This is a genomic window from Bacillus sp. FSL K6-2819 (genome assembly GCF_038008305.1).
Taxonomy (GTDB): Bacteria; Bacillota; Bacilli; order Bacillales; family Bacillaceae; genus Bacillus; species Bacillus amyloliquefaciens.
Genome location: NZ_JBBOYV010000001.1, coordinates 1,891,056 through 1,916,844 on the forward strand (window position 1 = coordinate 1,891,056; position 25,789 = coordinate 1,916,844).

At 46.4% G+C, this 25,789-nt stretch carries 3 protein-coding genes; all 3 read right to left on the bottom strand.

Translation table 11 applies throughout. From position 1 onward, the window contains the following. Window positions 1-39: 39 nt before the first annotated feature. The 3 genes from MHH91_RS09620 to MHH91_RS09630 all read right to left on the bottom strand — a co-directional run bounded on the left by MHH91_RS09620 (window position 40) and on the right by MHH91_RS09630 (window position 25,775). Window positions 40-1,578 carry a glycoside hydrolase family 43 protein gene (locus MHH91_RS09620; RefSeq protein WP_038463229.1) on the bottom strand — a complete coding sequence of 513 codons (1,539 nt, stop codon included), beginning with the start codon at window positions 1,576-1,578 and terminating at the stop codon, window positions 40-42. Window positions 1,579-1,748: 170 nt separating this feature from the next. Continuing rightward, the gene (locus MHH91_RS09625) at window positions 1,749-9,599 is read right to left on the bottom strand and encodes a non-ribosomal peptide synthetase (protein ID WP_014471872.1); all 7,851 of its coding nucleotides are present in this window, start codon (window positions 9,597-9,599) and stop codon (window positions 1,749-1,751) included. Between the two features lie 90 nt (window positions 9,600-9,689). Beyond that, a complete protein-coding gene (locus MHH91_RS09630; protein ID WP_014471873.1) occupies window positions 9,690-25,775 on the bottom strand; it encodes a non-ribosomal peptide synthase/polyketide synthase in 16,086 nt (5,361 codons plus the stop codon). Between the last annotated feature and the right edge of the window lie 14 nt (window positions 25,776-25,789).

A 25,789-nucleotide genomic window follows, 5' to 3' on the forward strand; every position in this document is an offset into this window, starting at 1 on the left:
CTGCTTTTATTTCGAAAACAAGCGGTGCCATAACTGGTGTTATCTTTGCGTAAACTGCCAGTAATCAAAATTAAACAAGTTTCCTGTACCTGTTCCGGTAAATACAAAGAATACGTTGTGTACACCGGTTACGCCGCTTACCGCAGTTTCTATTTCTCTCCAATTTTGCGTTCCGCCTGTGGAAGGGACATTCAGTGTTCCTGCAAGCTTTCCGTTTACACTGTCAAGCCGCACTTCTATTCTTCCGCCTGCAGCGGATGCTACATTTGCTTTGAACGCCCTGGCACCGCCTGACCCGAAGTCTGCATTCCCTACAGCAATCCAGTCTCCGTTATGAATGTTTGTTATATGTTGATTATTTACCGGCCCGCCGGGTGCAGAGGAATTCTCGGTCAAAATCCGTCCATTCCAGGCAAACGTTTCAGCTTCTACCCGGTTATATGGATTCAAATTAGAAAGCTGTGTTACACCTGTATAATTTGCCGCTACCTCTTGAATGGATCCGTCTGGATTATGCACCAGCTTATTAATATGGGGCGAACGGTATCCTTTCCCGGCTCCGAACAGAGCGGAGCTGACAGTTTGAGTATGATACACCACATACCACTCGTTTTTAAAATTGAAAACAGCATGGTGGTTGTTTCCGCCGCCTCCGAAAAATGCTCCCGGATTTTTCAGAAAGTGCCCTCTATACGTAAAGGGACCCATGGGACTTGAGCCGGTCATGTAGCCGATCTCACCTGGAGGTTTATCGGCCGGGTGCGCGCCCCCGAAATTGAGGCAATAGGAATAGTAATATGTTCCGTTGTGCTTATGCATTCCCGAATCTTCAAACATAAAAGGCGCATCAATCGTAGATGCACTTCCGACAACACTGGTCATATCAGGCCCTAATTTCATGACTCTTGCTGTTTTAGGATTGGCCCATTGCCCCTGTGTGGGATTTGAACCGCCTGGAACGCCTCCGCCGGCATATAGGTAACCAGTACCGTCATCATCTACGAACACTGCCGGATCAAAAAGCCATACAACACCGGACATTCCTGGTGTACTTGGCGTTACCAGCGCTTTTCCGATCGGATCTGTCCATGGGGCGGTCGGGCTGTCTGCGGTGAGAACACCGATGCCTCCGCCGCTGTTTGCGAAATAAAGGAAGAATTTATCCTTGCCATTGATTTTTTTAACTGCGATTGATGGTGCCCATGACGCCCCTGCCCATTTTGCTATCCCACGGCCGCCATTAGCTCCATTAGCACCTGCTACTGGAATGGCTCCGTGGTCTGTCCAGTTCACCATATCCGCTGAAGAAATGACGAATACTTTATTTAAATTGGCAAATGAATTATCTTTAATCGTTCCGTTGCTATTATATTCATAGTCATCACTTGACATATAAATATAGACTCTTCCGTTATAGGTCAGCGCAAACGGATCTGCTCCCAAATGATGGTCGATAAGCGGGTTTGAATTCCCTGCATGTTTTGCAATTGGAGCGCTTACCGCATTCGCATATTCCCCAGGTAAACAGCTCAATAATAAAGCAAGAATCAATAAACATACGCTGCACTTTTTCATCAGCTTAACATCCTCCTGTTTCCACATATTTGGTTTTTGAAAAATATTACAACAATAGGTCATGAAGAATGCGTAAAATGAATGATTTTTAGAGTGAAAACGTTGCAAATATCTGACCCTCTTTTATAAAAAATGCCGCCGATTGCAGTCAGCGGCATTTTGCACTGGATCATTTACATTTTGTCAAACTTTGTGTCTCCCGCAAACGATCCCAATAACAGTTGTTCTTCAAGAACAAGCCCGTGCTGGTGCCGTTCTTCAATCCTTTTGATAATAGATCGAATGGCATCCGTATTTTCTTCGATATTGTGAGGTTCAAAGATCGTCACATGGTCTCCTTTTAATTTGTATTCAAGGTAATGCTGTGCAGCGGATTGCGCCCAGCCTCTATCGGTCAAATCGCCGCATAATAAATGATGGATATTGGCATTAACGTTGCCGGAATTGATCAGTTCATTGTGATACGTGAGATAGCTTCTGATTTTATCCTTAATCGAAGGTATGGTTAATATTTCTCTGTAATAGTCCGGAATGATATCTATATTCAAACGGACGATCTCTTCAATTTCCGTTTCCGATAAATGCGTTACCGAATCGGTGATTTTAGAATCCAGCATCAGCACATCAGATACGGTGCGTCCCCGATTCTCCAAAGCTTTGGCAACCTCAAACGCCAAATTTGATCCTGCAGAGTATCCAAGCAAAACAAAAGGTCCTTGTTCCTGAATGTTTATCATGCTTTCTGCATACCGGGCAACGATCTCCTTCTCATGAGCCGGCTCTTCTAAGAAATCAGCGGCATAGACGGTGCATTCGCCATCAAGCCTTTTCGCCATTTCATTATAAACCAGCCCGTACCCGATTAAAGGCGGGAAACAGAACACAGGGATTGAACCTTCCTGATTCAGCTTGACGAATACGTTATCCGTCTTGGATTCAAAAACTGCCGCTTGAATGGCGCGTGCCATTGTTTCGATGGTAGGAAAATCGTATACGGCTTGATAATGCATGTTGATTCCCATACTGGCGTTAATTTGATGAATGAGCTGCAATACTTTGAGTGAATGGCCGCCGGCGTCAAAGAAGTCATCTTTAATCCCCGGTTCAGGAAGCGCTAAAATATCTTTCCATATATCGGCCAGCTGCTTTTCAATCAGCGTTCCCGGTGCTGCGTATTCAGTTCCGGTCACTCTATTTTCTTCAGGAGCCGGCAAAGCTTTTCGGTCAATTTTGCCGTTAGCCGTTATCGGCATCTTCTCTACTTGTACAAAATAGGCCGGAATCATATACGCGGGCAGTTTGTTCAGCAAATGCCGCTTCAGCTGCGCCGTATTGAATGCTTCGTCCCCTGTCAAGTAGGCGCACAGCTGCTTGGAGCGCTCTTCTTCAATCGCGATGACGATCGCTTCTTTGACAGATTCCAGTTGCAATAAAGCTGTTTCAATCTCGCCGAGTTCAATTCTGTAGCCCCGGATTTTCACCTGATGGTCAATTCTCCCCAAATACTCAATATTGCCGTCGGGCAGCCATCTTGCTAAGTCTCCTGTCCGGTACATCCGCTTTCCTGCTTCAAGCGGGTGATCTGCAAACTTCTCTGCTGTCAGCTCCGGACGGTTCAAATATCCCCGCGCGAGCCCGTCTCCGGCGATACACAGCTCTCCTGCCACACCAAGCGGCTGAAGATGTTCTGATTCGGGCTGTACGATATACAATTGAATGTTGGAAATCGGTCTGCCTATCGGAACTGAGGCATGCTTGTCTCCCTCTTCGCATTCAAAATACGATACATCGATCGTCGCTTCGGTCGGTCCGTATAAATTGATGATTTGAGCCTTGCCTGCCGGTGTGATCAAACGGTGAAACCCGGAAACGTGCGCAGGCGTCAAAGCCTCGCCGCTTGCAAATACATATCTTAATGTTTCAAGCTTTCTTTTTAATTCCCCGGAGGATTTCTGCTCCATGGATTCAAGAAAAGCGTGCAGCATCGCAGGTACAAAATGCATAACGGTGATATCTTTCTGCGCAATCGTATCTAAAATGACGTCAGGGTTCTTTTCTCCTCCGTTTGGCAGCAATACCGCTTTTGAACCCGTCATCGACCACCAGAACAATTCCCATACCGATACATCAAAAGTGATTGGGGTTTTTTGCAGAATGGCATCCCGTTCATCCAGCGGGTAGTGTTCCTGCATCCAAACGAGACGATTGATGACAGATCGATGCTCAACCATAACCCCTTTCGGTCGGCCTGTTGATCCCGATGTATAGATGACATAAGCTAAGTGATTCGGACCTGCCGTCTGTTCCAGGTTTGAAGCATCTTCCCCGGAGAATCGCGGATCTTCCAGATCAAGCACTTTTCCTCTAAAAGGTAAGCCTTCCCTCAAATGACTCTGTACTAACAGCAGCTTCGTGCCTGAATCCTCCAAGATATACTGAATCCGGCCGTCCGGATAACTCGGGTCGATCGGTACATACGCACCGCCGGCTTTTAGGATTCCAAAGATTCCGATGATCATTTCCAGTGAACGTTCGACCATCATTCCGACCGGCTGATCTGGCTGCACGCCTTCTGATTGCAATGTCCGGGCAAGTTGATTCGCCCTTTCATTCAGTTCCCGGTAAGTCAGCCGGCTTTTTCCGTATACGACAGCCGTTTGCTCAGGCGTTCGCTCAGCTTGTTCCTCAAACAATTGATGAAGCGTCTTTTCCTTTGGATAATCTGCGGCCGTATCATTAAATGCCTCTATGAGGAGCGAGTGTTCGTCCGCCGTAAGTATATTCAGGTCTTGGACGCGGGCCGCCTGATTGTTGACCATTTGCTTAATGATTTGCATCAAATGCTCTTCCATCCGCTTGACGCTTGCATGATCATAGACATTGCCATTGTAGACAAAATGAATGTCAATTTCCCCCGCCGGCATGACAATGAAATTGAAATCATAATGGGTATGCTCTTCCATATGGAAATTGATAATGTCCAGCGCGTCATGGTCCTGTTTCATATGCTCCATTTGCTTCTCGACCGGGTAGTTTTCAAACACCATGATGTGACTGATCAGCTGCTGTTTTTGTTCGGTTTGAGCCTGAATTTCGTACAACGGAAAAGTATCATATGCCTGAGAGGCCAATGCCTGCTCCTGGCTCAATTTCAACACTTCTTCCACGGTCATTTCAGACTGTGAAGTAATACGTACGGGAATGGTGTTGATAAATAAGCCGACCATGGATTCGATACCCGGAATTTCCGCCGGGCGGCCGGATACGACCGTTCCGAAAACCACATCCTGACTGTTGTTGTATCTTTGCAGCAACAATCCCCACGCACTTTGCATGAAGGTATTCACAGTGACGCCGTGCTTACTTGCGGTCCGTTTGATTTCTTCTGAGAGCTGCTTTCCGAGCGGGAATGCGAGCATTTGTTTTTGATATCCTTCAGCTTGGTTTGGAACTGATTCTTTCGGCAAAACGGTTTGCCCTTCATAACCGTTCAAATATGTTTGCCAATAGGCTGAAGCATTCTTATGATTCTGGTCTTCCAGCCATTCGATATAACGGCTGTACCGGGTGACGGTCTTCCGCTCGGGACTTCTTCTGTCAAGAATCGCATAATAGGTTTCAAATACTTCTTTCGTAATAAGCGGCAGACACCAGCCATCCATTAAAATATGATGGAAGCTCCATATCAATCGGGCTTGATCATCCTCTGTAAGAAGGATTGATACGCGCATTAACGCATCTTGGGTAAGATCGAATCCTCTTGCCTTATCTTTTTGTACAAAGTCGGTAATGAACTCGCCGCGTTCTTCATTCTCCATGCTTCGAATATCTTCTACGGTTATTTCGATAGGTTTTTTTCGGAATACGATCTGCAAAGGCTGATCTTTCCATTCGGTGTAAAAATGAGTCCGGAGTATCTCATGTCTTTCTGCCAGCTGTGACAAACTCATCGTAAATGCCTCGATATCCAAGTCGCCTTTGAGATCAAAAGCGGCTTGTTCAAAGTAAGCTCTGGAAGCCGAATCGATTAAGCTGTGGAACAGCATGCCCTTTTGCATGGGTGTTAAGGGATATATATTTTCAATCTCTCCGATATGCTGTGTTTGCTGAACAAATTGATCTAATTGCGCGATTGTGATGCCTTTCAGCGAAATATCGCTCGGCGTCAGCTGAATTTGTTCTTGAACTGCACAATGTTCGATGACTTCTTTCAGGCTGCTCTTTAAGAGATCGGCACATATTTCCATTGTTTCTCTTCGATATTGTTTACCGCAGTAACTGATGGCCAATGACAGCCGGCTGTCTGAAATCATGCCGTTGATGTCAAGCGTATAGGTAATGGGATGCCTGTCACTCGCAATTTTCCCGCCGGAGTAAGGAGATACCTCGATCCCTCCATTTTCGAGATCTTGATCAAATTGACCGAGGTAATTAAAGCTGATTTCCGGATGTCCGGTCCATTCAGATGCCTTCGGATGATCGGACAAATATTTAATCAGGCCGTATCCTATTCCCTTTTGGGGAATTTGACGCAGCTGTTCTTTCACCGTCCTAATCCGCTGTGAGACGTCTTGATCTGCCTGAATTTGAAGAGAAACCGGGTATTGGCTTGTAAACCAGCCCACCGTACGTGAAATATCAAGGTCTTGAAAAATAGATTCCCTGCCGTGTCCTTCCAGATGAACATGAATCTCTTCATGTCCAGTCCAGCGATGAACAGCTGTACCGAGTCCGGTCAGCAATAAATCGTTAATGTCAGTCGTATAGGCCCGGTTCGATCTTTTTAATAAACATTCGGTTTCTTCCTCTGTCCATTGGACGACGATGGTTTCCCGGTCTTCGGCCAGACCGGCCTCCTGCTCATTGTCCTTTGGCAATTTGTATTGCGGGATATGGCTCTGCCCGAACCAGTATTGATTTTCCGCTTCACATTCTGCACTTTCTGCATAACGTTTCAATCGTTCAGCCCATAGCAGGTAGGAATCCGTCTTCTTAGGAAGCCTGATCGCTTCGCCGTTTTGGAGCTGCCCATAGGCTGACGTTATATCTTCAAGTAAAATTCTCCACGATACGCCGTCGACGACCAGATGATGAATCGCAATCAGCAAATGATCTCCATCCTGACATTGAAACAATCCCAATTTCATGAGCGGTCCTTCGGCTAAATGGATGGATTGCTGAATATCATCGGATATCGTTTCAATCGTTTGGGCAGGGTTGTTTTCTTCGAGTAAAGAGATAACTTCGAGGCTGAATAAATCTCCTTCACCGATCCCCCGGTTTCGGGCTTGGTATCCATGATCTGCCGGAACAAAGACCATGCGCAAAGCATCATGATGTTCTGCAATCTTCTTCATGACTTCCCGAAGCTTCGATTCAACCAAACCCTCTTTAAAATAAAGCATGACGGCTTGATTATAATGGTGCGGATCAGGGTATTGCCGGGCGAAAAACCAATGCTGAACCGGTGTCAGTAAAGCCTGGCCTTTCATTTCCCCTTGTTCTGCGATCCGGGTGACCGGCTCTGCAAAAGGAGCAAGTCTGGAGATTGTCGGGTGTTTGAACAAGTGTTTGATATCAAGCTTATATCCGGCTTGATACAGGCTTGAGGTCACTTGAATCGACTTAATCGAATCTCCCCCCAGCTCAAAGAAATGATCGTCGATACCGACCTGTTCTGTGCCTAATACCGATTCCCACACCCCGGCTAGTATTTTTTCCAGTTCCGTCCGCGGAGCTGTATAGGTATTGCCAGTGAGATTTCCCGTTGGAGCAGGCAGCGCCTGACGATCTATTTTTCCGTTGGAAGTAAGCGGCATCGCTGTCAGCTGTACGAAATAAGCAGGGATCATATAGGCCGGAAGCTGCCGGGACAGATGTTCACGGATCTCACCCGCGGTTAAAGAATGCTGGGCGGTATAATAGGCGCACAAAGTCGTTTCCCCATTGGTTTCTTGTGCGATAACGAGAGCTTCTTGAATCGGCGGTATCTGATAAAATGCCGCTTCGACTTCCCCGATTTCAATGCGGTACCCGCGGATTTTTACCTGATGGTCGATCCTTCCGAGGTACTCGATATTACCGTCCGGCAGCCATCTTGCTAAGTCTCCCGTCCGGTACATTTTCGCCTCCGGTACAAAGGGGTTCCGCATAAACCTTTCAGATGTTAATTCCGGCCGGTTCAAATATCCTCTGGCGATGCCGTCCCCGCTGATATACATTTCCCCCGGGACGCCGATCGGCACCGGTTTCATGCTCTTATCCAGCACATAAATGTTCATGTTGTCCGCGGCGGTTCCGATCGGCACTGATTCCCGTCTGTCGTTTTGCGGGTCAAAGGAATAAATCATACAGCCGACGACCGTCTCTGTAGGACCGTATTCGTTAAAGATTTCGATTCTGCCGCCGAATTTCCCGGTGATGTTTCGGGCGAGACGCGTGCTTAAATTATCGCCGCCAACAATGAATTTCCGAATGGTGCACTCAGGAGAGATGTTCATTTCATTCAATAATTGCAAATGAGCCGGGGTCAGCTTGATTATATCCACCCTTGAATCCTGAATAATGGAATCAAGCAAGACCGCCTTGTTTTCTCCTCCGTAGACAATGATGGTATTTCCGGTAATAAGCGGAGTAAAAACAGACGTTACCGTCAGATCAAAAGCGATGGACGAATATAGCGGAAAATTGGTTTTTTCTCCTTTGACATATACCCCGCGGGCCCACCAAATATAATTGGTTAAACCCTGATGCTCAATTGCTGCACCTTTCGGCTTGCCTGTGGAACCTGACGTGTAAATGACATAGGCCAAATCCTTTGTACTGCTGATCGGTTCAAGGTCAGATCCGTCTTCGTGGTAAGAGCTTTCCTCATCGATGAAAACCATTGTGCCTGCAAGTTCCAATTGTTTTGAGAGATGGCTCTGCGTTAAGACGATATCAGCTTGGGAGTCATCTACTATATACTGTATGCGATGCTTCGGATAATCCGGATCAATCGGCACGTAGGCTCCGCCCGCTTTTAAAACGGCCAGTATTCCCACAACCAGTTCAATCTCGTGTTCGCTGATGATGGCGGTAAGCCGGTCCGCCATTACGCCCTTGGCCCTTAACGTTCGGGCTAATTGATTGGCACGTTCATTGAGCTGGCGATACGTGAATTGCCTATCTCCGCAAATAATGGCTGCTTGATCCGGTGTCCGTTTCACCTGTTCTTCGAATAACTGATAAATCGTCTTATCTCGCGGATATTCAGTTTTCGTATGATGATAGTCAACGAGAAATGTATTTGTCTCCGTTTCTGACAAAATATCCACTTCGCCGAGGGTGAGATCGGGCTGAAATAATATGACGGAAAACAGGCGGTTTAAATGCCCGAGCACCTGCATCATATACTGACGGTCATAGACTTGTTCATTAAAAAATAACTTTACATCAATCGAGTCTTCTCCCATAGCAAACTGAAACAAAGCATCTGAAGCAGCCGTTTCTATGAAACGATCAGGATGAATTTGCTCTAACGAAACAACTGTATGGACGTTCGGCAAATGATTTTCATTGTAGTTCAGCTGCAGCTGTCCGGCCATTTTATCAAAGGGAACGTCCTGATATAAGATCTCTTCATCCAGCGTATGTTTCAGTTCATGGAATATCGATTTAAACGTACTGTCGGCATTGATATGCTGTTTAATTAACATGAGCTGATCTGCACGAAGATCTTCATCAGTTTCGTCTTCAAAAGTTGGAACTCCTGTAATCACGTCCTCTTCCCCTGTGTATTTATACAATAGGGATTCAATACCGATCAGAAGAACCAGATAGACGGCCATTGGCGTTTGATGCGTCATGGTCAGGATGCGCCGTGATACATCCGCACTCAATGTACTGTGAATACAATCAGATGCACCCGTTACATCACGCTTTACTGTTGAGTCGGACACTTGAAACGAAGGGAATGCACTGGGGCGGTCTTCCGCATGAAACATTCGGCCCCAGAACAACTCCTGTTGTTTGAATTCTGACATTCATATCCCTCCAGTTGGTTTCATTCCTGTTTTGAAGAAGGCTGGCGGCAGCCGCGGCATTCGTGCCGGGACAGCCGCTGCCGGCCATGATTAAAAATCCAATTCGATTGTGCTTGCGAGATGTTTACTTTTCTTTACTTTTTCACTTAATTGAATCTCTTTTAAAGGAATGGATGGGTTTCGTAAAATCGCCGAAAGGATCATGATGTAATCCTTGGCCAATACAGCAATGGTATTCTTTTTAAATAGCTTCGTGCAGTAATCAAAGCTGCCTTGTATCTCATCTTGTTCCATTACGAAGGTCAGCTGTAAATCAAACTTGGCAGCCGTGCTCGTTTGTTCATAAGGTCGGACAGCGAGAGAGTCCACCTCAATATCCGTTTGTTCCGTATTTTGGAGTACGAACATCGTATCGAATAACGGATTGCGGCTTAAATCACGTTTCACTCCCAATTTCTCAACTAATTCTTCAAAAGGATACTCTTGATGTTCATAAGCCTTCAGCATTGTTTCTTTCGTTTCCGTTATATAATCCAAAAACGTCTTCTCCGCTATTGGAGCGGTACGGATGGCTAATGTATTGACAAACATTCCGATGATATGCTGTAAATCTTCATGCATTCTTCCCGCAATAGGTGTGCCGACGACGATATCATCCTCACCGCTGTATTTAGCCAGCAGTATGGAGTAAGCCGAAAACAAAATCATATAAGCGGTTGTACCTGTCAATTCTTCCAGCTGTTTTATACCTTCGATGACAGTCTTATCGAGCGTAAAATTGTGCCGCTTCCCTTCGAAGCTTCTCACCGGCGGTCTTGCAAAATCCTTCGGCAGCTCGAATGTCGGCAGCTCTTCTTCAAATACACCGAGCCAATACTCTTCCTGCCTCTTGATTCGTTCTCTTTGTTCTTTTTGGTGTTTCCATTCAGTAAAGTCTTTGTATTGAATACGGAGCGGAGCTAATTCTTTGCCGTCATACAATTGAATCAGTTCTTCGACAAAAATATTCATGGATGCTCCGTCCGTAATGATGTGGTGCATGTCAAACATAAAAATTTGCCGGTCTTGTTCTAGTTCGATGAGTCCGGCCCGAAGTAACGGAGCCCGGCTGAGATCGAACGGCCGCACGAAGGCGCGGAAAAGTTCCTCAACCTCGTCCGATGCTGCCTTGTCCCTTTCTATAGAGAAATTTATCTCCGGCTTGATCACCTGCATCAGTTCCCCGCGGATCATTTCAAATCCGGTACGCAGTGATTCATGACGCTGAATCAGTCTTTGAAAAGCGGTTTGCAAGCGATTCATGTCGATTTTTCCTTCTAATGTAAGGATTCCCGGCATGTTGTAGCTAAGTTCGCCGCCTTCAATTTGTGTTGACAGGTAAACCATCTTCTGCACGGAGGATACAGGATAGACATCTTTTTCCTCGGCTGCCGGAATGTAATCCGGCCTGTCGGCTTCAGCTTCTGCGATAGCCTTTGCCATTTCTTCAATGGTCGGACATTGAAATACCTCTCTTAATGAAATGTTTTTGCTGAATTGCTTATGAATTTTGGCGATGAGCGTCATCCCCCGTAACGAGTGGCCGCCCAGATCGAAAAAGTTATCTTTTACGCCAATTTCTTTTACTTTCAAAACGTCTTGCCAGATGCAAACCAGCTGCTCTTCCATACTCGTCCGCGGAGCAACGTAGTCGATTCCGGTTTGCAAACCGGCTTCAGGCATCGGTAATGCTCTTCGATTGACTTTTCCATTGGAGGTTAACGGCAGTTTCTCCAGTTGGATGAAGTATGAAGGGATCATGTAGCTCGGTATTTGATCAGCAAGTTTTTCTTTCAGCTGACTGATCGGCAGTGATTGCTCCATTGTAAAGTAGGCATACAAATCGCTTTGCCCATCTGCATTTTCTCTTGCCAGAACAACTGCTTCCTGTACAGGCTCGAGACTTAGCAGAGCGGCCTCCACCTCGCCGAGTTCGATCCGGTAACCGCGGATTTTGACTTGATGGTCCATCCTCCCCGCATATTCAATATTTCCGTCGGGAAGGTAACGGGCCAGATCGCCTGTTTTATACATCCGTTGCTTCTTGTCATATGGGTGCGGAACAAATGCTTCGAGCGTCAAAGGCTCTCTGTTATGATAACCGCGGGCTAAGCTGACTCCTGAGATACAAAGTTCACCGACGATTCCGACAGGCTGAAGGGTTCCCGATTCATTCAAAATGAAAATCTCCGTATTTGAAATCGGTTTGCCGATCGGCTGAAGTTCCTGATCTGTATCCGGGTCAACGGTATACATGGTCACGACATGCGTCTCCGACGGACCGTAATGATTATGCAATGTAACATGGTGGCGTACCAGCATGTCTCGCAGCATCCTTGTTACGATGAGCTGTTCTCCCGCAGCGATGATGTGATCCACGCACTCGGCAAACGGTTCGAAATAGTGTTTCTCCGAGGCAAGGAGCTTCAGGAACGCAGTCGGAAGAAATGCGGTTTGGATTCTGTGCATTTTGACAAAATCGTTGAGCTGGCGTATGTCCCGTTTTGCCTCATTGCTGATGATATAGAGTGTTCCTCCGCTTGAAAGCGCGGAGAAGATTTCTTGATAGCAAACATCAAAGCTCATTGCAGCAAATTGCAGCACCCTGTCAAAGCGCAGCTGCGTATGGTCCTCTTCATAAGCGAGCAGATTCGTCATGGTCTTGTGCTCCAGCTGAACTCCTTTTGGTTTCCCTGTTGTGCCTGACGTGTAAATGATGTACATTACATCATTCTCCGAATAGGAAAGATTAAGATTGTCCGCTTCGCCTTGATATAATAACGGATCGTCAAGCAAAAGCACTTCCCCTTCAAAGAGCGGCGGAATGGTGTGGCCCGCACCAGTCAAAAGCACTCCGGCGCCGCTGTCTTTCAGCATAAACGCCCGCCGTTCATCAGGAAGTTCCGGATCGATAGGAAGAAATGCTGCGCCGGCCTTTAATATGGCTAAAATGCCGATCATCATATTTGCTGAGCGATCCGTGAGAACGGCCACCACCTGATCAGTGCGTGCACCTTTATCTTGAAGGACGCGCGCCAGCTGATTGGAACGTTCATTCAGCTGGCGATAAGTCAGTGCCTGATTTCCAAACAGGACGGCTTCATGGTCTGGGTTAAGCTCAGCCTGCTGCTCAAAAAGCTGATGAACCGTTGTCGGAATTCGTTTATCTGCGGTATCGTTAAAGAGTTTCTGAATTTCACTATTCTCTTTTCGAGTCATCATATTTAACCTAGCCAGTTCGGCTTCAGGCTGTTTGATAATCGAATCAATCAGCTGTACAAAATGCCCCATCATACGTTCGATCGTTTCCGGTTTAAACAGAGACGTCAAGTATTCCATCGTAAAATGAATACCCGACTCTTCTTCCACAGCCGTTAAGGTTAAATCAAATTTCGCCATCGTATGTTCGTTTGGATATGGTTTAAAAGATACGTCTTTTATCTCTAACTGTTCCTGCTCCGTGTTTTGAAGCACAAACATGGTGTCGAACAACGGATTACGGCTTAAATCTCTGGCGATATTCAGTTGATCGATCAGTGCTTCAAACGGGTAATCTTGATGCTCATAGGCTTTTAGTGCATTCTCCTTCACTTCGGACAGATACTGAGTGAACGTCTTCCCTTTTTCTGGGTAATTTCTCATTGCCAGTGTATTGACAAACATTCCGATAATGGGTTCCAAATCCGCATGCGGTCTTCCCGCTATAGGACTGCCGACAATAATGTCTTCCTGGCCGCTGTATTTTGAAAGCAATAATGTATAAGACGCAAGGAGCACCATATATAAAGTAGATTCGGTTTGGGATGCCAGCTGCTTCAACCCGGCGCTTTTTTGCTTATCCAGCGTAAAATGCATCGTGGCTCCCGCAAAACCCCTTGCCGACGGCCGTATATAATCGGTCGGCAGATGAAGGACAGGAACGTCGCCGCTGTACAGCTCTGACCAATAGGCTTCTTGATTTTGCATCTCCTTTAATCTCGCTTCTCCGGTCTGCCATACTGCGTAGTCCTTGTACTGGATGCGCAGAGGCGGTAATGTCTCTCCTTCATAAATCCGGATAAATTCTTTGATCAATACGTTCATGGATGTTCCGTCAGAAATAATGTGATGCATATCAAACATCAGAATTCCGCGATCTGGTTGAAGTTCGATCAGCCCCACGCGAAGCAGCGGCGGCTCCTCGAGGTGAAACGGACGGATAAATTGGCGGATATAAAGATCCGCATCATTTTCTTCCGCCTGATACCACTCTGCTTCGAACGCTGCGTGATCCAAGACATACTGGACAGGTTCTCCGCCGGCCATTTTAAAACCGGTACGCAAAGATTCATGACGCTGAATCAGTGTGAGGAAGGCTTGTTGCAGCTTTTCACGATCAATCGTTCCTTCGACAGCCATCAGGCCCAGCATGTTATAACTGAGTTCTCCTCCTTCCAGAGAATTGAGAATGTACAACCGTTTTTGTGCTGAGGATACCGGATAATAAGGTCTTTTTTCAATTGCAGGAATAGCGGCATATCCGGTTGACTCCGTTTCTGTGATCATCCGCGCGAGCTGTTCAATGGTTGGAAAAAGGAACACGTCCCGCAAAGGAATTTGGACATGCATTTGCTTTTGTATTTTTGCTAGCAGCGCCGTTGCACGCAGGGAGTGTCCGCCGATATCAAAAAAGTTATCTCGAATCCCCACCTGCTCTAACCCGAGAACATCCTGCCAAATTGCCGTCAGCTGAATTTCTGCAGAAGTCCGCGGCGGCACATATTCTATGCCCCTGTCCCGCTTGTTGACCGGAGCCGGTAATAACTGACGGTTCAGCTTCCCGTTTGGCGTAAGCGGCATTTGATCCAGCTGCACAAAATAAGCCGGTATCATATATCCCGGTAAATGCCGGGCCATATTTTCGCGAAGTTCATTGATCTGTATTGGCTTGTCCGCAGAATAGTATCCGCACAGGTAATATTCTTCATCTGCATCTTCAAGGGCGATTACGGCGGCTTCTTGAATATCAGGAATGGTCAGCATCACCGATTCGATTTCACCGAGTTCAATCCGAAAACCGTGAATTTTCACCTGATGGTCAATCCGGCCGATAAATTCAATATTTCCATCCGGCAGAAGGCGGGCCAGATCACCGGTTCTGTACATTCGGTCTGTCGGGACAAACGGATCGGCAGCAAATTTTTCATTCGTTAGTTCCGGCAGGTTCAAGTAACCCCGCCCGACACCGTCCCCTGCAATATACAGCTCGCCTTGGACGCCCGCCGGTTGCAGCCGTTTTTTTGAATCAAGAATGTACATGCGGTTGCTGCCTAACGGCTTGCCTATAGGGACATGAATTTGACTGCGTATCCAAGCATCTGCAGAACATTCAATGTGGAACAGGGACGCGTCTACGCAAGTTTCTGTAGGCCCATATACATTGGTAATCCTTGGCGCAGCGCCATGGTCGCCGAATAATCGCATGAATTTATTTACCGTCATCTTGGAAAGAGCCTCTCCGCCGATTAAAAGGTGTTGAAGCGGGACTCCCTGCAAATCACCTGCAGCTATTAAGAGCTTTAAATGGGCAGGTGTTCCGTCGGTAATATCAATGCAATGCTCCCGATAGTAACGACATAATGCAGTACCGTCTGACACGACCTCTTTCGGAACAATAAACAAGGTATGTCCTAACAGCAAAGAAGCATATATTTGCTGAACAGAAGCATCGAAGTAATAGGGAGCGAGCATGGCTACATTCAGCTCCCCCTTATGAGCAGAGTAAACTTGGCGGCTCAGCCCTTCAATCAGGTGAATGACTTGGCGATGTTCAATTAACGTGCCTTTAGGCTTTCCAGTCGTGCCGGAAGTATAAATGGCATAGGCCAGTTGAGTCGACTGATGAGAGAGCGCAAGGTCGTTTCCTTCTTCGTGGCAGGCATGCTCCTCCAAGAGATCGATACATGTCCGCGGGCAGCCGATGTTATCCTGCAGTTTTCCGCGATAAAGCAATACGCTGATGCCTGAATCACTTAAAATATAACGGATGCGTTCAGGCGGAGAATCGGGATCTATCGGCAGATATGCGCCGCCCGCTTTTAACACTCCTAAGATGCCTACAATCATCTCCAGCGAGCGTTCAGTCATAATGCCGACAAGCTGATCCGCCCGCACACCTTTCGCCTGCAAGGTTCGCGCAAGCTGATTGGCACGCCTGTTTAATTCTTCGTAGGTTAGTTGCTTACCCTCGTATACAACGGCCGCTTGGTTCGGCGTACGGTGCGCCTGTTCCTCGAACATCTCATGAATCGTTTGTTCAAGGGAGTATTGCATGCCGCCAGATTGAAAATCGCTGAGCAGTTGTTCTTTTTCTTGCTGAGAGAGAAGCTCCAAATCTTCTATTTTGACAGACGGCTGCTGCAATACTTGCTGCATGAGCTGTTCAAAATGTCCGCGAAGCCGCTCCACATCAGATTTTTCATATTCGTTTTCGTTAAAACCGAAATGAACGGCCAGCTGTTCGCCAGGAATGACAACCACATTCAAATCATAGTGGGAGTGTTCCTGCATATGAAAGTTCGTGATGTTCAGCTCTGTATCATGATGGCCAGCCTCTTCGACCTGCTCCCCTATCGGATAGTTTTCAAAGATCATGATATGGTCAATCAGGTTTTGCTTTTGATCCGTTTGTGTCTGAATTTCATATAAAGGATAGGTATCGTATGCTTGGGAAGCCAATGCCTTTTGTTGAACCATTTGCATCGTGTCGGTAAAAGAGCTGTCCTCATCACAGCGGATGCGGACCGGAATGGTATTGATGAACAGGCCGATCATCTGTTCCACCCCAGGAATTTCCGCCGGTCTTCCGGACACGACGCTGCCAAAGACAACGTCTGGGGAACCGCTGTATTTCTGTAATAAAATTCCCCACACCGTTTGGATCAGTGAATGTAATGTAACTTGATGCTGATTTGAGATCTGCTGCAGCCGTTTTGTCTGTTCTCGGTCTAATTCGCAGATCACATTGGCATAGGCATAGTCTTTTTGTTCATGCTGTGTTCTTTTATGAAGAAGCCTGGTTTCACCTTTATAACCGTCAAGATACTCGCTCCAGTACCGTTTGGCCTCTCTGTGATCTTGTAGGTCAAGCCATTCGATATAGTCGCTGTAAGGAGCTGCAGATGAAAGGTCTGTTTCCCTGCCTTCTTGCAAGGCTCTATAATGCTCAAACACTTCCTTCGTGATAAGAGACAGGCACCAGCCGTCCATAACAATATGATGAAAGCTCCAAATCAAATGATATTTGCGGTCTTCCATACGGAAAATCGCTATGCGCATCAGCGGACCCCGAGCCAAGTCAAATCCTTTTTCCTTGTCTTCTCTTTGATAGGCTGCGATTTCATCCTCGCGGTGGTACTCCTCTTTGTCGCGCAAATCTGCAAAATGAATCTGCGGTTTTTGCGTTTTATAGACAATTTGTAAAGGAGTATCGTTCCAGCCGCTGTAAAAACGGGTTCTGAGCACGGCGTATTTTTCAAATAATCGTTCCAGGCTTGCTTTAAACCAATCAATCTTTAACTCTCCCTGTAAATCGAACGATGCTTGTTCGAAATAAGAATGCGAGTCCTCATCCAGCAAGCTGTGGAAGAGCATTCCTTTCTGCATCGGAGTGAGCGGATAAACGTTTTCAATCTCACCTGCATGCGGCAGTTGAATGAGGAGCTGATCCAATTCGTCAATGGACATGCCTTTTAACAAAATATCGCTTGGCGTCAGTTCCGATTGTTCTTTCTGCACGCAATGCGTAATAATTGTCCGCAGGCAGCTTTGAATCGTTTCCGCTAACCGCTTGATCGTTTCTCTTGCGTACTGTTTGCTGCTGTAGCTGATCGTAAGCGTCAGCCGGCCGTCGGTTATCATTCCGTTTATATTCAATACATATGGTCTGGCTTGATTCCCGCTTGAGTCTGAACCGCAGGAGTAAGAAGATAATTGAACCCTATGCTGCTGCAAATCTTGGTCAAACTGCCCCAGGTAGTTAAAACTAATCTCCGGATTCAGTTTTGATGGCATCCCGCCGCTTAAGTACCTTGCTATCCCATATCCGATCCCTTTATCCGGAATTTGGCGCAGCCCTTCTTTGGTCATCTTGATATAATCAGAGATTTCTTTGCCTGGCTGCGCGTGAAGCACAACCGGATACAGGCTTGTAAACCATCCAACCGTGCGGGAGATATCCATATCTTGAAAAATCTGTTCTCTTCCGTGTCCCTCTAAATGAATCGGAATGTGTTCAAGTCCTGACCAGTGTGATATGGAAAGACCAAGGGAAGTTAAAAGCAAATCGTTTATTTCAGTGTTATAGGCGCGATTCGCTTGTTTTAATAACAGCTCCGTTTCCTCTTTAGTCCATTCCACAGCTGCCGTTTCACTGTCTTTTGCAGTAGTCTGTGTTTCATGAAAATCTGTAGGCAGCGGTTTTACTTCGGTTTGTTCGATCTTTGTCCAATACTCCTGTTCTTGTTTTATCGTTTCACTTTGCGCATATTCTGAAAGTCTCTTGGCCCATAATTGGAAAGAGTCTGTTTTTTGCGGCAGTTGAACCACTTGCCCGTTCTCAGCTTGCCTGTAGCCGCTGACGATATCCTCCAATAAAATGCGCCATGAAACCCCGTCTACAATCAAATGATGAATGGCAATCAGTAAATGATCTCCATCTGCACATTGAAACAGCCCGGCTTTCATTAACGGCCCGTCACTTAAACGCATACTGCCTTGTATCTCGTCAGCCTTGGCCTCAATTATCTGCCCCGGGTCGGACTCTGCTTTCAGATTCAGGACTTCAAGGTGGTACAGCCTGCTTTGGCCGATCTCTGCATTTTGTGCCTCGTATCCTTTTTCTGTCTGCCGGAACGTCATGCGAAGCGCGTCGTGATGTTCAGCGAGCTTTTGCAGGGTTTGACGAAGCGGCGTTTCCTGAAAACCTTCCGGCGCAAACAGCATGACGGCTTGATTATAATAATGCGGATCTACCGTTATGTGATCAAAGAACCAATGCTGAATAGGAGTCAGGCTGACTTTTCCTTTGACTTCACCCTGATCGGCTATACGTACATTCTGCTTGATATGCGGACTCAATTCGGCAATCGTTGCATATTGAAACAAGTCTTTGATTTCCATTTTGTATCCGCTCTGTTTTAATCTGGATGACACTTGAATTGATTTAATCGAATCTCCGCCGAGATCAAAGAAATTATCCAGAATACCGACGTTCTCTGCGCCTAATACCGATTCCCAGACGGAAACTAATATTTCTTCCGCTTTCGTTCGGGGAGCCTTATACTCTGCTCTGTCCTGCAGCCCGAAATCCGGAGCCGGCAGCCCTTTTCTGTTTATTTTTCCGTTGGAGGTTAAAGGCATTTCATCCATCTCGATAAAATAAGCCGGAATCATATAACTTGCCAGGGTTTGAGACAATTGTTTTCGAAGCTTGGATACCGTTATTTGTCCGCAGCTCACGTAATATGCACACAATTGTTTGAACCCGTGGACATCTTCTCTGGCTGTCACGACCGCTTCTTTGATTGCTTCTTCTTGGTGCAGTGCCGCCTCGATTTCTCCTAATTCGATACGATAGCCTCTGATTTTTACTTGTTCATCTATTCTCCCCGTATATTCGATGTTTCCGTCGGCCAGCCACTTCGCCAAATCTCCGGTCTTATACATCTTGGCTCCGGGTTCAAACGGGTCATCGACAAATTTCTCTGCCGTTAATTCCGGCCGGTTTAAATATCCTCTTGCCACGCCGGCGCCGCTGATATAGATTTCCCCAGGGACACCGACCGGCACGGGTTTCCTATTCTCATCAAGGACATAAATGCTCATGTTTGCTGCAGCGGTTCCGATCGGTACCGATTCCCGCCTGTCCTTTACGGCATCGTAACGGTAAATCATGCAGCCGACAACGGTTTCAGTCGGCCCGTACTCATTGCATATTTCAATCCGGCCTTCGAACTGTTCATGAATACTTTGGGCTAACCGGGTGCTTAGATTCTCCCCGCCCACAATCATTCTTCGGACAGCCGTTTTATCGGCGAGGTTCATTTCTTTTAAAACCTGCAAATGGGCCGGGGTCAATTTAATGATATCCACCCTCGGGTCCTGCACAATTGATGCAATCAGTGCTGTTTTATCCTCACCGTCGTAGACGATGATCGTATTGCCCGTGACTAGCGGTGTGAAGATAGAAGTCACCGTCAGATCAAAAGAGATTGACGAATACAACGGGAAGTTGGTTTTCTCGCCTTTTACATAAACCTCTTTCGCCCACCAAATATAATTGGCCAAGCCCCGGTGCTCGATTAATACGCCTTTCGGCCGGCCTGTGGAACCTGACGTATAAATGACATACGCCAAATGGCTCGCATCACTTAGCGGTTCAAGGTCAGCGTCATCTTGGTGATACGAACTTTCATCATCCAGTAAAACCGTGACGCCTTCGCAGGAGAGCTGCTCCCTGACATCCCGCTGCATCAAAATGATTTCGGCTTGAGAGTCATCCAGCATATACCGAATTCGGTCTTGCGGATATTCCGGATCGATAGGGACGTAGGCTCCGCCTGATTTTAAAACGGCAAGGATTCCGACCACCGATTCGATACTGTTTCGGCTGATGACAGCCACAGGATGATCCGCCTGCACGCCCTTCGCTCTTAACGTTCTCGCCAATTGGTTTGCCCGCTTATTGAGCTCTCCGTACGTGAGCTGCCTGTCCTTATCGATCACGGCCGCTTGATCGGGCGTGCGCTGTGATTGCTCTTCAAATAATTGATAAACCGGTATTTGCGGAAATGGCGCAGACGTGTCGTTAAGCGTATGAAGAAGGGTTCTTTTTTCACCTTCCGTTAACAATTCCACTTGCTCCACCAGGATATCCGCATCTGTCACGACTTGATGCAAAATTTGCATGAAATGCTCCCGAATCCGTTCTATACTTGATCGATCATACACATTGGCGTTGTATTCAAAATAGATGTTCATCGCGTCACCCGGTATAACGGTCAAATTAAAATCATAGTTCGTCTGTTCTTCCATTTGCACGTTGGAAATGGTGATGGATGATCCGTTTTGCCGGCCTATGCTTTCCATATACTGATCAACGGGATAATTTTCGAATATCATTAAATGTGTAATTAAATCTTGCTTTTGCGTTGTCCGCGCCTGAATATCGTACAACGGGTGCGTCTCAAATTTTTGCGACGCTACTGCCCTTTCCTGCGCCTCTTTCATAAGCTCGGCAAACGTTGTTCCGGCTTCACATCGGATTCGGACGGGAATGGTGTTAATGAATAAGCCGATCATGGTTTCCACGTTTGGAATTCCAGCCGGTCTTCCGGAAACGACACTTCCAAAAACAACGTCTTTACTCCGGTTATATTTCTGCAGCAGAACCGCCCAAGCCGTCTGCAGCAGTGTATTCAGCGTGACGTGGCGCTTGCCGGCCGTCTGCTTCATTTTCAAAGTGAGATCAGAGCTTATTTCACACGTCACTTTCTCGAGAATGTATCGTTCATCCGCCGAATGGTGATCCTTGGGAAGGCCGGTTTGCTCTTCATATCCCTCTAAATACTGATCCCAATAACGCATGGCCTCTTCTGCATCTTGCCGGCCGAGCCATTCAATGAATCGACTGTAGGGAGTAATTGACGATTGCTCAGGCTGCTTTTGCTGAAGCAAAGCAAAGTAATGTTCGAATATTTCTTTTGTGATCAGCGGCAGGCACCAGCCGTCCATCAAAATATGGTGAAAACTCCATATAAAACGGTATGCCGTATCATCCGTACGAAGAATGAGTAACCGCATTAACTCGCCTTTCTCTAAGTCGAACCCCTGTAACTTATCTTCTCTGGCGTATTTCTGAATCATCTCTTCTTTTTGTGATTTTTTCATCTCACGTAAGTCAATGAATTGAAAACCGATCTTTTTCGTTTTTAAGATGATTTGCAGCGGCTGATCTTTCCAGCCTCTGTAAAAGTTCGTGCGAAAAATATCGTATTTTTGCGATAAGCCGTCCAAGCTTTTCGAAAATGAATCAATATCCAGATCTCCATGCAGATCAAACATCGTTTGCTGAAAATAAGCGCCTGAACTCGGGTCAAACAAGCTGTGAAACAGCATACCCTTCTGCATCGGTGTTAGCGGATAAATATTTTCCGCTTCGCCCAATTCACGTGTCTGCTCCAAAAGTTGTTCCAGTTCATCTATTGTGATGTTCTTTAACAGGATGTCACTCGGCGTCAGGGAAGTCTGCTGCCGGCTTACGCAATGCGCAATGACTTCTTGCAGACTTTCTTTCAAACTTCGGGCAAATTGCGCCATAGTCGATTTTTCGTATTGTTTGCTGCTGTAGCTCAGTGTCAGCGATAATTTCCCTTCAGCTATCATGCCGCTTACATCAAGCACGGCCAGTCTCTCTTGGTTTTCATTCATCGATAACCCAGTGGAAAAAGGCGATATGCGCAAAGCTTGATGCTTCAGATTTTGGTCAAATTGCCCTAAGTAATTAAACGATATTTCCGGATTCAGCTGAAGGGTTTCCGCTTCCGGACGCCCGGATACATATTTAATGATGCTGTAATTCATTCCTTTATCAGGGATACGGCGCAGCCCTTCCTTCACGGCCTTAATTCGCTGTGACAGGTCTTTGCCGGCTTCCATCCTCAGTACGACAGGGTACTGGCTTGTAAACCATCCTATCGTCCGGGAAATATCCGCATCCGGAATAATCGGTTCTCTCCCGTGGCCTTCCAAATTTACGACAATGTCTTCCATGCCAGTCCACCTGTGAACGGCGAGTCCTAATGAAGTCAGCAGCAGATCATTGATTTCCGTGTTGTATGCGCGGTTCGCTTGTTTTAATAATTGCTCTGTTTCCTCTTTTGTCCATTGAATCGTCAATTCTTCGCTGTCTCTTAATAACGAACCTTCGCTTATTTTGTCCTTAGGCAATGGCTGCGGCTTCGTGCTTGAAAGCTCGGACCAATAGGCAATCTCCTGCTCCAAGTCGGTTTCCTTCGCATATTTGGACAATTGATCAGCCCAGAATGGAAAGGAGTCTGTTTTTTGCGGAAGGCGGATCGTTTGCCCTTGCTCTGCCTGCTCATAACCGCTTGCAAAATCCTCAAGTAAAATTCGCCATGATACCCCGTCAATCACCAAGTGGTGAATCGCAATCAGCAAATGATCTCCGTCCGGACATTGGAACAAACCAAGCTTCATTAAAGGCCCCTGCTCTAATACCATGCTGCTTTGAATCTCATTCGCTTTTTCGGCAATTGCTTGAGCCGGATCTGTTACCTCTTTATAATTCAACACTTCCAGATGGTATAATTCATGTTCATCCGTTCCTGTGATTCGCGCGGTGTATCCATTCGGCGTTTCTTCAAAAATCATCCTTAAGGCATCGTGATGCGATGCGATGCTTTCCATCGTCCGGCGAAGCGGATCCTCTTTAAAGCCTTCCGCCGAATATAACATGACGGCCTGATTGTAATGGTGTGCATGCGGCATTTTTTGCTCAAAAAACCAATGCTGAATCGGAGTCAGATTTGTCCTGCCGCTCACTTCCCCTTGATCGGCCATTCTGCTGACCGGCACTACAAACGGACTTAGTTCAGCAATCGCGGGATATTTAAACAAATTGTTCATATCAACCTTGTATCCGGCTTGATACAATCTGGAAGACACCTGAATTGATTTAATCGAATCTCCGCCAAAATCAAAGAAATTATCCAGAATTCCTATACGTTCTGCCCCCAATACTTCCTGCCAGATAGACACCAGCAGTTCTTCTGTTGTGTTTCGCGGGGCTATGTATTCATTTTCCGTCCGCGTTTTTTCTTCGGCAGCAGGCAAAGCTTTCAAATCAATCTTTCCATTGGAAGTGAGCGGTATGTGTTCCAAATGGATAAAGTAAGAGGGAATCATATAATCCGGCAGTTTACGGGATAATTCGTCTCTGAACTGCGCGGCGGTCAAAGAAGGCTCGCCGACATAATAGGCATACAATTGCCTGGCTCCGTCTTCGTCTTCCCGCGCAACGACTGTAGCTTCACGAACGTTCTCCAGATTGAACATGGCTGCCTCTGCCTCGCCGATCTCAATCCGGTAGCCGCGAATTTTCACTTGGTGATCAATTCGTCCTAAATATTCGATCCTTCCATCTGGCAGCCATCTTGCGAGATCACCCGTTTTGTACATCTTTTGAGCGGGGAGATGCAAATGCTGAACAAACTTTTCCTCCGTCAATTCAGGCCGATTGAGGTAGCCGCGGGCCACTCCCGCTCCTCCGACATACAGCTCTCCCGGTACGCCGATCGGCTGGATTTGCTGGTGCGCTCCTAAAATATAGGCTTGATGGTTAGCCACCGGTTTGCCGATTGTGATCTGTTCATCAGCGGACTGAACAGGGTGAAACGTAGAAACCACGCTATTTTCTGTCGGTCCGTATTCATTATTGATTCGAATATGAGGCTGCAGAGAATACAGCTTCTCAACTGTATCTGTTTCCAGCTGCTCTCCGCCTACAACAACATGCTGGACATCAATGAAGTCCTCTGCGTTCATCTGTTCGATCATCGTTTTCAGAAGACGGGGAGAAGTTGAGAAATGTGTAATTCTCTCCTGTTTCATGACATTTTGAATGGCGAAAAGGTCTTTATTCTCTTCATTCGGCAAAAGATGCAAGGTTGCCCCCGAAATAAGCGGGCCGAAGAAATTTAAAATAAATGCATCAAAAACATAGGGGTACAAGACAAGCACACGGTCCTTGGCAGAATGCTTAAAAAACGCCTTCTTCCACTGCAGCGAGTTCGCAATGCCGCCGTGTTCAACCATAACCCCTTTCGGCTTTCCTGTTGTGCCTGAAGTATAGATGACATAGGCTAAATGGCTGTGTTCGGCTATAGGTGATAACAATGAGCAATCGGCATGGTAAGATGTTTCATCATTCAGATCAATCGTCGGACCGTCAAAGGTGAGGCTGTTTTTAAAATGATGCTGTACAAGGAGAACATCTGCATTCGCATCATGAAGCAAATATTGAAGCCGCTCATTTGGATATTCAGGGTCCAGGGGCACATAAGCGCCCCCCGCTTTCCAAACGGCTATAATAGACACGATCATCTCCAATGAACGATCAGCCAGAATAGCGACCAACGAATCGGCTTGAACCCCGCAGTTGCGCAATGTTCTTGCCAAACGGTTGGCTCTTTCATTCAATTCTCTGTACGTCAAATGGCAGTTTTTAAACTTCACGGCTGGATGCTCGGGCGTTCTTTCTGCCTGCTCTTCAAATAATTGATAAACGGTTCTGCTCCCGGAGTAATCTGCGCCGGTGTCATTGAAATCAAACAATAGTTTCTGTTTTTCCGTCTCGGGTATCATTTCTGCCGTATGGATTGCAGTTTGAGGCTGAAACAAGATCACGGACAGCAGCTGATCCAAATGGGCTGCAATTTGATCCATATAGCGCTCATCGTACAGATTGCCGTTATAAAAAAGCTTCAAGTGAACCCCGTTGTTCTCCATATCAAAGTGAAACAGCGTATCGGTTGCAGCGTCTTCCTTAAATTTTAAGGAATGAATTTCGTTAAGCGAAACGACGGTATGAATGAACGGAATATGCTCATCATTGTATTGCACGTTTAGATTCTGAACCATTTTCCGGAACGGCAGGTTTTGATTTTTCAGCGAATCATTAACGGCTTCTTTCAGTTGCTGGAATACGCTTTTGAACGTGCTTTCGCTTGTAAGCGTATTTTTTAAGAGGACGATGGTATTAACGGCTGACTGGCTGCTTTTTTGCTTCGATACCGTTGGAATGCCGAGAATCAAACTCGCTCGATCCGTATATTTATACAGCAAGCATTCAATACCAGCCAATAAAATCAAATAGGCTGCCATTTCGGAATGATTCGCCATTGTCATGATTCTCTGAGATACTTCCGGAGATAAGGAACGGCAGATGCATTTTTCCTGATAGCCGATACGGGCCAATGACGCATTATCCTCTGCTTTGAAGTAAGGGAATACGCTTAGGCCGTCATCTTCATCAAACAGGTTATCCCAGTACGTTTCTTGATTTCTAAATACCGACATTGGAGCACCTCGTT